This window comes from Flavobacterium zubiriense (assembly GCF_041729725.1).
GTDB lineage: Bacteria > Bacteroidota > Bacteroidia > Flavobacteriales > Flavobacteriaceae > Flavobacterium > Flavobacterium zubiriense.
This window is the reverse complement of sequence record NZ_JBCFQL010000008.1, coordinates 26,902-41,451: the sequence shown is the minus strand read 5'-3', so window position 1 is coordinate 41,451 and position 14,550 is coordinate 26,902. Positions and strand designations below refer to the sequence as shown.

The 14,550-nt window shown below is 33.8% G+C and carries 10 protein-coding genes; all 10 read right to left on the bottom strand.

Translation table 11 applies throughout. The features are described from left to right. Positions 1-453: 453 nt before the first annotated feature. Positions 454-2,193, bottom strand: a complete 1,740-nt coding sequence (locus AAGV28_RS08555) for a glycoside hydrolase family 43 protein (RefSeq protein ID WP_373406404.1) — start codon at positions 2,191-2,193, stop codon at positions 454-456. Between the two features lie 140 nt (positions 2,194-2,333). Next, entirely contained in the window at positions 2,334-4,007 is a 1,674-nt protein-coding gene (locus AAGV28_RS08550; RefSeq protein WP_373406403.1) for a GH35 family beta-galactosidase, read from the bottom strand. A gap of 163 nt (positions 4,008-4,170) precedes the next feature. Beyond that, positions 4,171-5,532, bottom strand: a complete 1,362-nt coding sequence (locus AAGV28_RS08545) for a glycoside hydrolase family 43 protein (RefSeq protein ID WP_373406402.1) — start codon at positions 5,530-5,532, stop codon at positions 4,171-4,173. 4 nt (positions 5,533-5,536) lie between these two features. Next, positions 5,537-7,408 (bottom strand): glycoside hydrolase family 97 protein, encoded by a 1,872-nt coding sequence (locus tag AAGV28_RS08540; protein WP_373406401.1) that lies wholly within the window; start codon positions 7,406-7,408, stop codon positions 5,537-5,539. Between the two features lie 109 nt (positions 7,409-7,517). Then, positions 7,518-8,408 carry an alpha/beta hydrolase gene (locus tag AAGV28_RS08535; protein WP_373406400.1) on the bottom strand — a complete coding sequence of 297 codons (891 nt, stop codon included), beginning with the start codon at positions 8,406-8,408 and terminating at the stop codon, positions 7,518-7,520. A gap of 177 nt (positions 8,409-8,585) precedes the next feature. Further along, positions 8,586-9,698, bottom strand: coding sequence for an alpha/beta hydrolase-fold protein (locus AAGV28_RS08530; RefSeq protein ID WP_373406399.1), 1,113 nt, complete (start codon positions 9,696-9,698; stop codon positions 8,586-8,588). A 118-nt stretch (positions 9,699-9,816) separates the two neighbouring features. Further along, positions 9,817-11,106 (bottom strand): glycosyl hydrolase family 8, encoded by a 1,290-nt coding sequence (locus AAGV28_RS08525; protein ID WP_373406398.1) that lies wholly within the window; start codon positions 11,104-11,106, stop codon positions 9,817-9,819. Between the two features lie 19 nt (positions 11,107-11,125). After that, positions 11,126-12,685, bottom strand: a complete 1,560-nt coding sequence (locus AAGV28_RS08520) for a glycoside hydrolase family 43 protein (RefSeq protein WP_373406397.1) — start codon at positions 12,683-12,685, stop codon at positions 11,126-11,128. A gap of 8 nt (positions 12,686-12,693) precedes the next feature. After that, entirely contained in the window at positions 12,694-13,653 is a 960-nt protein-coding gene (locus AAGV28_RS08515; protein ID WP_373406396.1) for a glycoside hydrolase family 43 protein, read from the bottom strand. 43 nt (positions 13,654-13,696) lie between these two features. Continuing rightward, positions 13,697-14,539, bottom strand: coding sequence for a sialate O-acetylesterase (locus AAGV28_RS08510; RefSeq protein WP_373406395.1), 843 nt, complete (start codon positions 14,537-14,539; stop codon positions 13,697-13,699). Between the last annotated feature and the right edge of the window lie 11 nt (positions 14,540-14,550).

The window sequence follows — 14,550 nt, the reverse complement described above, 5'->3', positions numbered from 1 at the left end:
ATTCTCGGCTTTAAATAATAAAACCAGACTAACTAAAATTTATGAAAATAAAAAACCATTAATTATTTACATTTTGTCACATTGCTATTATTAACAAAACATTAAGAACTAAACAAATATAAAATAAAAATACAATATACACAACCGATTGCGTTTTTATTTATAAAAAAAAGGTAATTAAAATTCATATTGCCTAATTTTTACTTATTAAAATTATCAATATATTAATAAAATCGCTTAAACTGAATAAATAATTAATTTAAAAACAAATTTTATCGTTTCGTTTTACGGAAATCATAATAATTTATTTAAAATAAAATTAACATTAAATTACAATACTTAAGTAGTAAAATAAATGTATAATCATTTTTTTTAGCAAAACCTCAACATTAAAAAACCTTAATAATTTAATGCCAGAGACTCAGCTCTGGCATTAAAAAAAATTGTAAATTATTAGTTATTTGGTAATGCGTCATTATTTGAAGTAGCATACAAGCCTAATAAACAACCTGTAAAACCTCCAGCAACATCAGTTGATAAAATATCTCCAGAAACAATTCCTCCTACATTAACAAAATCAGTTCCGTTTACAGAATAAGCAAATTCATAATCATCTCCGTTAGCTTTCATTTGGAGCTGAACTGGTTTTTTGATATCTATTTTAGAGCTTGCAACAATTGTAGAATTTACCACTGTGTCTCTTCTTGTTTTTTGATTTTTTTGTAGCACCACATAATACTCTTTGTCTTTCATTGTAATTCCAAAAACATAATTAGAACCCTCATTTTGTAAGGCTACTACACCTGCTAGTTCTTTGTCTGATTTTGGTTTGTAATCAATAGTCGTTGTCAAAGAAAATCTATTATGTTGTTGACGGTAAAACAAGGTAGAAGTTGGCTTCAACTCTTTAATGTTGGTATCAAAAGGATTAATTGTCAGTCCTTTTTTAGAAGTTGCAATAAATTTTTCTCTTGGCCCTCTTAAACCAATCCAACGGTAATCCAATTTAGATGATGTGAAATTATCGTTGAATGTAAAATTACCATTAGGAAAAAACCCTTCTTTACCTGTTTTGTTTTCAGTAACACCCTGTGGCATTTTTAATTTTGGTTCTAATGGAATTAATCCGTTTTCGAAAACTGGAAATTCTCCTGACCAATCTACAGGCAGCATAAAAGTTTCACGACCTGTATTAACTCTGCTTTTTTCGTTTGGTCTAACTGCTAAGAAAACGCCGTAGTATTTATCTCCAGGTCCTTTAACCAAATCAGCATGACCAGCCCAATCCACTCTGTTTTTTCTATCTCTACCAAAATATTTTTGTGTTAGAATTGGATTACTTGGTGCAGGAATGAATGGCCCTTTAGGGCTATCACTTTTAAAAATAACTTCGGTATGATTACCTCCTGTACCCCCTTCAGCACACATTAAAAAATATTTTCCTTCTTTTTTGTAAAGATGTGGTGCTTCAATCCAAATTGGGTTTTGGGTAGGGTCAACTCCTCCATCTACTATAATTTTATCTGTACCAGGAATTACTTTGTCATTTTCAACATCATAATCCCAAACTTTAATTACACGATGACCGTTGTAACGCTCTTTTCCATTATCAGGAGCATCATTATGAACGACATATCCTTTGCCATTATCATCAAAGAAAATGGCAGGATCGATTCCATTAAAACCTAATTTTATTGGATTTCCCCAGCCTTTCTTAGGGTCTTTTGTTTTTACAATAATATTATTTAAGCCTCCAGAAAATGCGGTCACAATCATATAGAATGTATCATTATGAGGATTATAGGTAATCCCTGGTGCATAAACCCCTTGACTAATACCGGTATCGTGAGGACTGAATTGGGTAACATCATTTAACACACCTCCCAAGTCGGTCCAGTTTACCAAGTCTTTAGAGTGAAAAATGGGCACTCCGGGAAACATTGCAAATGAAGAGCAAACCATATAATAATCATCTCCTTTGCGGGTAATGGCTGGGTCAGGATAACATCCTTGCAAAATAGGTGTGTAAAATTCGTCTGATTTTAATGGATTATCGGTATAAACTTTATCATTCCCTTGATAGCTGAAATTAGAAAATAAAGGAGAATTGCTCTTTTGTTTGTTTTGGCTGTTTGCTCCAGTAAAGGAGAACAGAACAATACTTAAAAATAATAGTACTTGTGTTTTTTTCATTAGGTTAAATTTTAATTGTTTATTATTTATTTGTAATTATTTTTATGCCTACTGCTAATTTAAATTTCTCAAAAACATTTTCTTCATGGTCTTAAACTCATTTTAATAATAAATCTTATGCATACAGAGAATGGTTCTTTTTAATATTTAAAAAGTTTAATTTTAAGTGTGCTAATATTATTGAGATAAACATCTGAAGCTATATTATACGGATTTGGTGGTAGTTTTATTCCAAACTCATCTCCATTTATAGTTCTCTTTTTTTTCCATTTGCCATCAACAAATTTTCCTTCTTCAACGGAAAGAAGCTGGGAATCTGGTTTACTTGAATCAGCAGACGCATACCCAACATTACAAGCATTTCCTGATATAATAAATTCATCTTCAGAAATCTGAATTATCAATCCGTATCCTTTAATAATTGAATCCTTTTGCAAATTGTAGTCAGGCTTAAAGATAAAGCCACCTAGTTGAAAAGATGCAGGTGATGCTTCATCACCTTCCATAAAACTGTTTATTTTATCTTCAACCTGAGCTTTGGTAATAAGTGGCATAAGATTTTCAAGTACTTCATAAGCTTTCTTTATGGAATGGGTACTGTGATAAGTATGATGATCAATACCAAATGGCGAAAAACCCATTGCTTTGAAATGTCCAAAACTAAAAAATGCTTTGGGTGCAGCACTTATAGTATCATTCATCCAAATTGCACAGGCTTCAGGTACGAGCAAAGGATTTTTGTTGTGTACAAAATTTTTAGCTGATAATCCAAATTTTGGTGAGTAATTATCATTGGCAAGAATATCTATATTAGGAGCGCCTGTTTGCCAAATATCAAGCATGAGGTAATTGGGACCTCCGCTAGGCCAAACACCCGGGATGAGATTACCTCCCGATGCATCCCAGGCATTTACGAATGTTGGTATATTATAAATAGCCTTACCCGCTTCTGCAAGTTGATTTACATATTTAGCATAATACCAAGCCATAAATATTTCATCTGTATGGGGTGATTTTCCAAAAACACCTTCCCATGTACCTTGTTTTTTTGAACCATTATTTACATATTGCTCATAAATATTTGGTTTTAATTTATTAAGATTATTGGTAATGTATTTGATTAATTCATTAGGAACTTGTTGATTAAAAAGTTTAGTGGCTTCGGGTGAAAAGTCCCTTGTACCTCCTAATAATCCAACCTCGTTTTCAATTTGCATCATTAATACAGTACCATTCTTATCAACCTGAACAATTCGTTCCATTAACTTTTTATAAGCTTTCAAATCGGCATTTAAACAATCTGTATTGATGTTTGAAATTGTGTTTGAAATTTTTCCATCTTTAAAAAGCATACGAGGAAAACGTTCCATATCAGTTTTAACCCAATCAGGAGTATAATGAGACTCGCCATTTTTCCAGCTTCCAAACCATAGAATAACCAGTTTCAGGTTATTATCATTGGCACTTTTTATATGGCTATCAATAAGGGAGTAATCAAAAGTACCCTCTTTTGGTTCAAATTGCTGCCAATTGATAGGGAGTAAAACAGTATTAACATTTAATGCTCGAACTTTTGCCCAAATATCTTTCATGTGCTCAGCACTCGACGCAGATGAATTTAATAGTTCGCCTCCAATAATTAGAAAGGGTTCATTATTTACATATAATTGTTTGACGTCTCCACTTTCTTTTATCATTGGCAAAGCTAAATTTCTAGCTGAGTTATCTGATTTTGAATAATTTTTAGCATTATTACATGCTACTAATAAAGTTAATAATAGAGTAAAAATTATAGGTAGTTGAATTCTTTTCATGTGTCGATATTTATTGTTTTTTTTAGGATCATTCATGTGTAATTGCTTCACCTATTTGCTATCGTCTGGGCAGGATATATTCATTTTTAGTTGTTTAAAAGTCTAATTTAAACTATTTCTAACACAAAAACAACCGATTGCTTAATTACTACAAAAAAGCGGATTATTCTGAAAATTTCCAATAATCAAAATACATGATATCATTTTTGGCTTTCCCTTTAAAAACGAAATAGACATCGTGAATTCCAGAAACCTTTTTTACATCAATCGTCTGTATTGCCCATCTGTCATTTCCTCCTGTCATTGGAACATTTACAGTTCCAACTAACTCTCCTTCTTTACTATCTAGTCTTACTTCCATAGTTACATTACTATTATGAGTTGTACCTATTCGGGCTGTAAACTTAGTAGCTCCCTCCTGACGAAAATCTACCTCTTTGACTTTGGTATAAGCATTATTATATTTTGCTGTAATAAAATTACCAACTTCATTATTTTTCATCGACTTCACGCCTTCAGACCATGCAATAGTTTCGGCTTCTGTTTTTACATAAGGATTCAATGGAGCTAAACTCTTTTTTATGCCTTCCGTCATATTCATCTGTATAATCGAACCGTCTTTATTAAACTTAGCCTCTTCTATACTAACAGAACGCGTAAAACCTCCTCCTCCGGGAAGAGCACCATTATGATAGAAAAAATAAGTTTTACCTTTAAAATCTATTACTCCAGGATGATTCGTAAAAGAACCTCCTTGTGTAGGCATCACAACACCTTGGTATTTCCATGGGCCTGTTGGCGTTTTGCTGGTTGAATATCCGATATGCTCTGATATTGGCCCTGCGGCAAAAAATAAATAATACAAATTATTGCGTTTGTACAACCAAGGCCCTTCTTCATAGGTGGTAGGCCTTTTAGGATCATCAACGGTACGTTTTCCAAAAGCTTCAATTGTATTAGGAATTTGCTCAACTTCTCCGTCAAGCGAAATCATGTCTTCATTTAGCTTTACAAAATGACATACCGGATTACCCCAAAATAAATAAGCCTGACCGTCATCATCTACAAAAACCGTTGGGTCAATATCCGCGTTACTGTTTGAAATTAACGGCTTGCCTAATGGATCAATAAACGGGCCATAAGGACTATCAGATACCGCTACACCAATCCCATTTTTGCCTTGACGATCAGTGATAGGCACATACATATAAAACTTTCCTTTTCTTTCTACACATTGTGGCGCCCAAGCATTCATTTTTGCCCAAGCAAATTCTTTATAAGATAATACGGCTCCATGATCAGTCCAATTGACCATATCTTCGGTGGTATACAATCGCCAATCGTTCATGGTAAACCATGTAGAATCATCTTCATCATGACTTGTATATAAATATACTTTGCCATTATATACCATTGGAGCTGGATCTGCTGTATAATTAGTTTGTATAATAGGGTTTTGTGCTTCGCCTATTGAACAATTTAAGATGGTAATAAGTATTGCAAATATTTTAAAGTTCTTTTTCATAGCTCTAATTAGTTAATACAAATCCTCCATTAGGCTGTATTGTTATTGATAATTGTCCGTTTTTAGAAACTTTTAAATTGCTTGTATACGTCTCTTTATCCGCTTTATCATTATACATAGTGATCGTTTGACCAGCAAGCATAGGTAATTTTAGTTTTAAAACTTTAGCTGTTTTTTCGGCATTTACACCTGCTACATACCATTTTTGTTTCTGTCTTCGGGCTAAAACACTGTATTTGCCTGGATATCCATCTATAAAAACCGTTTCATCCCATGTTGTTGGAACATTTCTTAAAAAATCCAATTCAAAGGCTGGCACATCTTCAAGATTATTGGGGGTTAGACCAAACATTTGAACAGGATTTTGAAAAAGAACCGCCGTTGCCAATTGAAAAGCATCAGTAGTTAATCTTAGTTGTCCTTTTGTATTTCCTTTGTTTAGATATTTATTTAATAAAACTCCTCCAAATTCCATACTACCTACTGCATTTCGAATAAATGGATGTAATGAGGCAAAATAGGCTTCTTTTTCACGTACATCCTGCGAAAAAATCAACATTTCAGAGGCTACTACAGCTTCACTTCCCACAAAATTTGGATACATTTTTTCCCAACCACGCGGCAATGTAGCACCATGGAAAACAATCATTAACCCATAATCATTAGCGTCTGAAAGGATATCTTCATACAATTTCATGGTTTCTTGTTTGTCTCCTCCAAAGAAATCTACTTTCAATCCCTTTACTCCTGCTTCTTTAAGCCACTTCATTTCGTTTTTTCGAGCAATAGCCGTATTCATTTTATTGAGAGGAGTCTGAAAAGCATCATTAACAGTACCATTAGAATTGTACCACAAGAACACCTCAACATTTTTAGATTTAGCATACTGGATTAGTTCTTTCATTTTTTCATAACCAATTCTATCATCCCACCACGCATCAATCAAAATATACTCAAACTTCATAGCCGCAGCCAAATCAATATATTTTACCTGATCTTCATAGTTCATACTATTGTCTTGCCATACAATCCAGCTCCAACTACCACGTCCCATTTTATACTCTTGCGAAGGCTTGTAAAGTGGTTTTACAACATCAAAAGGAATTGTTGTTTCAACTATTGGTTTTAGTGTTTCTCCCACAGTAATGGTTCGCCAAGGTGTTACACCTGGGAGGCTTATTTGTGCTCCCGAACTTCCAAAACCATTATTTTGTTTCGGATTTGGATATTCTACAGTATATATTCCGTTTTTATAAGCACTTAAATGTGAAGCGGTATACAAACTACTCACTCCTGTTTCAGATAATAAAACCCAGGCTTTATTGGCTAAATTGAAAAGTCCTGGAAATACATAACCTTCAGAAGATGTGGTTTTACTCAATGGAGCATCCGCTTCGTAACCACTTTCATAACTAGGTGCAGTACGAGCAAATCCTGTCATTGGTCGCATCATTGGAGAAAGAAAAGTTGTTGTTGATGACGGAAATTTAAACCCTGTTTTTTCTTCTGAAACCACACAAACTTTAGTATCTCCCCATGCTGGAAGCTCATATCTAAAAGCAATATTATTATTACTTACTTGAAACAAAACTGCTATTTTTTGTTGTTTAGCATTCGAAAATACACAGTTTAAAGTATTTGCTTTATAGCTTACTTGAGATTGTTTAATCTTAGTCTGATTGTAAGTTTCCTCCACTTTAGCTGGAGTTGAATTTACAAAATTCATATTAGTTGTAAAATCACCAGCATTAGTAATTAATCCTAGTGGAGAATCTTCTAATACAATTCCTCCTTTGTAAGTAACGGAATAAAACGCTGTTCCACTCTTGATTAATACATTTAATGTCAGGTCTCCACTAGGACTGGAAACCGACATTGTATTTTGTGAATAAACTGCTGAAAAAATTATAAAGCAGCATAAAAAAAATATTTTTCTCATAGTTTTTTTTAAAATTTATTTACCTGTAAACACAACACATTCTCTTTTATTTATCGAATGTGTTATCCAAAATAGTGTATTGACTCAATGACGAAACATCAACAGCTTTAAACAAAAACTGAGAGAACATATACAAACCATTTTTCCAAACTTTAAAATCATGTCCGCCTGGTTCTAAATAGTACACATGTGGTACATTGTTTTGAAGTAAATAATCGTGTGTACGTTTGCTGTAAGTAATTAAACCATCTTTATCACCACAAGAAATCCAAAGCAATTTTAATTTTTTCTTTGCTTCTTCTGGATTTGGTACTAAAACTTCTGGCATTTTAGTATTTGGCGCAGATGAAAAACCAGCTACCCAGGCAAATTTGTCTAAGTTCCCTAAACCAAAATTAAGTGATTGACCACCTCCCATAGAAAGTCCTGCAATAGCGCGGTTATCTCTATCAGTTAATGTTGGGTAATTTTTTTCGATAAACGGAATCAAATCATCCAAAAGATCTCTTTCAAAATTAGCAAAACCTTGTACCTTATCTGGAGCCATAATATCACCAATAGCTCGGTCGTCTTTTATAGCACGTCCATTGGGTAATACTACAATCATGGGTTTAATTTTTCCTTCGGCAAATAAATTGTCCAATATGATTTGTGGCGTTCCTCCGTTTAGCCACTCTTTTTCATCGCCACCAATACCATGCAATAAATAAAGAACAGGATATTTTTTGTTTTTTGAAAACCCTGGAGTGGTATAAACTAAAGCTTTTCTGGTTGTACTTACTGTTTTTGAAGCATAAGATATTGTATCTATTTTACCGTGAGCAATAGCTGTTCTTCGCTGATCAAATCCTTTTGGACCTTCTTTTTCTATTTTTTGTGCAACAACAATTAGATTACACATAAAAAGCATTGTTGCTGTAACAATAATTTTTTTCATTATATTATTTTTTGGTTGGTTGATATATTATTTTTTTAAAGCCTGTTTAAATTTATTTAAAAAAAGAAATTTTCTTTTTTCCCTGTCCCTAAAGGGTGGAAAATTTCTTAAAAATTCATCAAAATTATACCCTTTAGGGATAGGGGAAATTAATTTTGATGAATTTTAAACAGACTCTTAATCCTTAAAAAGCAAAGGAGCCAATTCTTTAAAACTACGGCGCCAAGTTTGAAATTCGTGTCCTGTTCCTTCTGAAACATAAGAAACAGCATTGTATCCTGACTCTTTTAGACTTGTTACTGCATTTTTCACACCTTCAGGACGCTCTTTACTTCCACAACTTAAAAATATAAGTTTAACCTTAGATTTATCTTTAATATCTTCTGGCTTATAAGTACCTCCACTAAGAAGTGCGTAATGAGAGAAAACTTCTGGTTTGTTAATTGTTATCGTTTTTGTTTCCATTCCGCCCATTGATAAACCGCCCATTGCACGATGAGTTTGTTTGTTAATTGTTCGAAAATTAGAATCAACATAAGGAATCAATTCATCTACAAGAACCGTCTGAAAAGGTTCTATCTTGAAACTTGCCATACCTCCCCATTTAACTTCATTGGTCATTCCGTATGTCATTACAATAATGAATGGTTTTATTTTCCCTTCGGCTATTAAATTATCCATAATTAAATTGACACGTCCCTGATTACTCCAGGCAGTTTCAACTTCGCCCCAACCATGTTGTAAATACAAAACAGGAAAACGTTTTGATTGTTCTTTGGAATAACTCGGTGGTGTATAAACATAGGCACGACGTGAAGTATTAGTGCTTTTTGAGGGAAAAAGAATTTGCTGTACAGTACCATGAGGAACGTTTTTTAACGCATAAAAATCTTGATCATAAGCTGGTATTTCTATTCCACTTTCCCAACGCGTAGATCCATAAAAATTTAATGCTCCTGGATCGTTAAAAACTCCTCCATCAACTGTAACATGATAATAATGAAATCCTTCATCCATTACGCCTGCAGTAGTGCCCGTCCAAAAACCATTTGCTCCTTTGGTAAGAACAGTGCCGCCTTTTGCTCCTCCTAGTCCAAGACTTACAACAACCGATTGTGCTTCGGGAGCTAAAATTTTAAATCGGGCGTATCCCTGAGAATTAACTTGTGGGTATTCTTGTCCTGGTTGATTGACAGTAGATGGCTTAAAATCTTCTACAATGATTTGTCCTGAACACAAATAATTAGATAAAAAAAATACTAATAACATAACATTTAAATACTGTTTCATATATGTGAAATTTATTTTTTTGTGGTCATATATGTTATCGCCTTTTATTTATTGGTGTTTGCTTACGCAAACTTCTTGTTAATGGCGATTTCATATTCTACATTTTAAGTTTAAAAATTTAATTAATTTTTGGCTCTATAATCTGATAATTTCCACTAAGATGCATTAAACTAAATAGATACATCAAACCATCATAATAAGGGTCAAAATAGCCATCTTCATAAGGCTCTAGTTTAGCATTCCAAATAGCATGAACAAAATCTATGCTTTGTTTATCTTTATTGACAAGCGAAGCAGTTGCTGCAGTGGAAACCAATCCTATAGAATGTCTCAACTTTTTAACTGGACCCGCCTGAAGGATAAAATCCGGAGTAGATCCATCTAAATTGAATTGATCCTCATAAGTTTCTAATCCTTTCGATCTAAGAAAATTTTGAAATCTCTTTGCATAATCTTCCTGCCATTTTTTATCTTTCCCATACCAGGTATAATCCATCGCTATATTCATTGGAACACGCCAGGAATCATATCGAAAAGCTGCTGGCATCCAACGTGTCGAATGTGGTTCTCCATTAAACTCAGTATAATCTGCATTTAAACCCGTTACAGGATGACAGGCTTTATGTAAGAAATCTCTAGAAACATCGGCACATTCTTTATAAAACTGCTCGTGACCATCTTTAGCATACAATGCCCAAACTTCATAAAAAGCAGGCAGATGATAAGAAGGATCGGTCCAATTATAACTTCCTCCTTCAGGAACAAAAGTTATTTGTTTGTGTTCTGTATTGATAAGATTGTATATGTTATCAGTACCATCTTTTTTCCACATGGCGTCTAATATTCTTCGGGCTTCCTTGTAATAGTCTATTCCAGTATTGTTTCCCCATTTATTAGAAGCAAATAATAAACTGGTTATATAATACAGTTCACCATCCGAGGCAGAACCTTGTGAATTTTGTTTTTTGGTCTGAGGATTTACACTCCAAGCAAAATACCCTTCTCTTGGACCGCTTTGATGCTGCATGTATTTTACTGACCAACGCCAAAGACGGTCAAAAACATCTTTTTTATCCAATTGAACTGCGACCATCATACCATAAGACATGCCTTCGGTACGAGCATCATTATTTTTAACATCAGAGACGTAACCTAAAGAATCTCCTTCTTCAAAATATACCCGATTAGGACTTTCAAAAACATCATAATAAGCTTTTGCTAATTTCTTATCTATCTCAACCTGAATATAACCTGCTTCTTTAAAAATATTGCGATATTGAGGTGATTTGAATTCTGATTTCTTTGTATTGTTTTTATTTTGACTCATTGCCAAAACTGGAACAATCAAAATAAGAATCAGTACAAAAATTCGAAAATAATCTTGCTTATGTATTTTACTAATATCCATAGTTATCTTTTTAATTTAATTATTTAATCCTGAACCAATCAAAATCTACATATCCACCAGTATTTTTGGTAGCATAATTAAACAAACCAAAACGGTAACCCATAAAATGAGGTAGTGTATAAGGTAATTTTATAGTGTTTCCAATACTAATCCATTCTTTTCCGTCTAAACTATAATAGAACTTTCCTTTATCAGCTTTGTTTTTAAAATCGCATGTTGCTTTAAAATACACTTTGTCTTGATTTAAAGCTATACTAGCAACTTCTTTTGGAACTTCTTTTACAGCATCCATCATTACAATTTTTTTAGAGCCATTTTCGATTCTTACAGCGATAAATCCATATTCCTTTTGTAACAAAGAAAGTCCTGCAAAGTCTCCTTCTTTCATTTTAGATACTTCAACAAGTGTAGTTGCTGAACTTTCTGGTCCAAAGGTTCTTTGTGTCAAGGTGTTTTTTGCTTGAACAAAACTGCTGTCTATTCTCGCTGTTTTTAATCTTAAATAGCCTTTTCTTTCTCTAACAGACCAAAGCGCATTGTCTGGATTATGATTCCATTGCCAAACTAAAGGCAAAGCTGCATCTCTTTTTTTACGTTTAAATTCATCTGAATTTGCAATTCCGGGAATTAGCCCTTTACTTGGAGGTAAATCTAAATATTCAGGAACTTTTCCATTCACTCCTAATATTGGCCAGCCATCTTCCCATTTAACCGGAACTAAATAAGGTATGCGTCCTACACCTCCGGCATCTTTGAATAAATAAGAAAACCATCTGCCATCGGGAGTGTCGATTAGTCCTCCTTGTGCAACACCTTGATCTTGTAGTCCATTTTTTCCTTCCCAAGGACCATTGATGTTGTCGGCACGATGAATAATTACGGTACGCATTCCTCCTCTTGGCCAGTTGATATTAAATAAATAATATTTTCCATAAACTTTAAAAAGTTGAGAACCTTCAGATTGCAACATTATATTGTTTCCAGCAGGAGCACTTGCATTTTCTATTAAGACTCTTTTGGTTTCTTCTTTTACGCCTGAAAGATCCTTGTTTAGCTCTATAATTTGAAGTTTTCCTGCTCCCCAAACCATATACACTTTTCCATCATCATCAAAAAGAATGGAGTGATCGTGGTATGAATTATTTAATACAATTTTTTTCCAAGGTCCTTTTTCTATGTTTTTTGTTGAATAAATATATGTTTTACCAGTGGTTCCTGAAAAAGTGCTAACATAATAAATTCCTTCATGAAAACGCAAACAGCTAGCCCATGAACCTCTGCCATAATCATTTTTTCCATTGTCTAAATTGAGTCTGTCATTATTATCCTCTAATGTTTCGTAAGCATAATTAACCAGTTTCCAATTGACTAAATCAGTAGATTTCATAATTGGAACTCCTGGATTAACGTGCATTGTAGTGCTGCTCATGTAGTACGTATTACCTACTCGAATCATTGATAAATCAGGAACATCTGCATGAATCAATGGATTTTTAGCTTTATTTTCCTGCGCATAATTAGTAGTAATTGTTAAACCAACTAGCAAAACAATATAAAAAAAGGTATCTCTTATTTTCATGTCAATTTTTATTTTAAAGCTTTTACACCTTCAGTAGTTTGTACTATTTTTTGAATAGTTCCATCCTCATTATAATACATATAATCTACACAAACCGAACGTCTATAACTTCCTCCTGTAGGCAAAGCTCCGTTATGGTAAAAAAAGTATGACTGTCCTTTGTAATCAATAATTCCTGGATGTGTAGTAAAACTGTTAGTTACATTTTCCTGAATAATACCCCGGTATGTCCATGGTCCAGCTGGATTTGTAGCAGTACAATATTCTATCATTTCTGGTTTTGTACCTGCACTAGCATAAACTAAATAATAAAGTCCCTTTCTCTTATAAACCCACGGTCCTTCGATATAATTTTTAGGTTTAAAAGTGGTAATAGGACCATCCATTTCTATCATGTTCTCTTTCAATTTCACCCATTTACAGCTTCCATTCCCCCAAAACATGTAAGCTTGTCCGTCATCATCCACAAATACGGTAGGATCAATATCATCCCAAGCGTGAGGTAAATCTTTGGTCATTTCGTTAATCACAAGAGCTTTACCAATGGCATCTTTAAAAGGACCTGTAGGCGTATCTGAAACAGCAACACCTATAGCAGCTCCACCTCCACTAACTCCATCTTTTTTATGAAACGTAGAAACAAACCAGTAAAATTTACCATTTCTCTCGATACACTGTGCTGCATAAGCATCACCTGTAGCCCACGAAAAAGTACTCGGCGAAAGTGGTGCCCCGTGATCTTTCCAAGTGGCCATATCGGTTGTAGAAAAAACATGCCAATCGGCCATTTTATAATTAGTATCAGCTTCGGTAGCGACATCATGCCCTGTGTATAAAAACAGCGTATCTTTATGTACTATTGGCGAAGGATCAGCAGTAAAAATATGCTTGATGATAGGATTTTGTGCTGTAATTTCAATCATCGACAAACAACAAAACGCCAATAAAACCTTGGTATTCAATCTCATATTTATATTTTTTTGGTTGGTTATTTTAAAAGACTAGCCTGATTTAAATTTTATTCTTTTTCATTATCTCAAGCATCTTTGAAGCATATCGTTTCCCTAACATTCTATATCCTTCGGCTGTAAAATGAAGATTATCTTCGCCATCCTGACATCCGCTGGAAGAAATCACATAGGAATTGGGTATTGTTTGTGGCAAAGTGGCAATTATTTTATTCATACTGGCACAAATTCCATTCTGATCGGCATGAACCACTTCACCAGCCAGTAAAGGCGTAGATTCAGCCTTAAGATTTAAATCTTTCAATAAATTATCATACACTACTTTTACCTTTTTTGTCCAAAGCGTATCACCAGTATTCGATTCTCCCTGATGCAATAATATCCCTTTTATCACTCCGTCTTTCTGTGCAATTTTAGCCATTTCTAACAGTCTAGCATACGGATTTCCATCATATTGAGCTACCGTTGATTTCAGCCATTGTGGTGCTGTGCTCACATAAGTTTCATAATTATCTTTATCGAAAAGTTCAATTTTACATCCTCCTACAGCTACATTAATTACACCAACTTTTACATCTTCAGGTAGATTTGCAATCATTTCTCTTCCAAAATAATCTGCTGGGGTAAGTCCTGTAGTACAACGACTCAAAGGTGGAACTGCAGTATACCATTGTCCTTTTTTTCTATTTAAATTATCACAATCAACTGCTTCTAATACCTGAAAACGTTTGTTTACTATAGTATCCTGAGGTTCAATTTTAGCACTTCCTTCCATATTAGATTGTCCTAAACAGAGATAAATATGAAATTTAGGATTCTGTGCAAATGTATTTGTTCCAAAAAACAATAGTGAGACAGCAAAAAGTAGATTTAAGTTTTTTTTCATTTCAGTTCTAT

Excerpts from the sequence above, each read along its gene's own strand:
- AAGV28_RS08555 (WP_373406404.1), bottom strand. The coding sequence starts at position 2,193 with ATGAAAAAAACACAAGTACTATTATTTTTAAGTATTGTTCTGTTCTCC.
- AAGV28_RS08550 (WP_373406403.1), bottom strand. The coding sequence starts at position 4,007 with ATGAAAAGAATTCAACTACCTATAATTTTTACTCTATTATTAACTTTA.
- AAGV28_RS08545 (WP_373406402.1), bottom strand. The coding sequence starts at position 5,532 with ATGAAAAAGAACTTTAAAATATTTGCAATACTTATTACCATCTTAAAT.
- AAGV28_RS08540 (WP_373406401.1), bottom strand. The coding sequence starts at position 7,408 with ATGTCGGTTTCCAGTCCTAGTGGAGACCTGACATTAAATGTATTAATC.
- AAGV28_RS08535 (WP_373406400.1), bottom strand. The coding sequence starts at position 8,408 with ATGAAAAAAATTATTGTTACAGCAACAATGCTTTTTATGTGTAATCTA.
- AAGV28_RS08530 (WP_373406399.1), bottom strand. The coding sequence starts at position 9,698 with ATGAAACAGTATTTAAATGTTATGTTATTAGTATTTTTTTTATCTAAT.
- AAGV28_RS08525 (WP_373406398.1), bottom strand. The coding sequence starts at position 11,106 with ATGGATATTAGTAAAATACATAAGCAAGATTATTTTCGAATTTTTGTA.
- AAGV28_RS08520 (WP_373406397.1), bottom strand. The coding sequence starts at position 12,685 with ATGAAAATAAGAGATACCTTTTTTTATATTGTTTTGCTAGTTGGTTTA.
- AAGV28_RS08515 (WP_373406396.1), bottom strand. The coding sequence starts at position 13,653 with ATGAGATTGAATACCAAGGTTTTATTGGCGTTTTGTTGTTTGTCGATG.
- AAGV28_RS08510 (WP_373406395.1), bottom strand. The coding sequence starts at position 14,539 with ATGAAAAAAAACTTAAATCTACTTTTTGCTGTCTCACTATTGTTTTTT.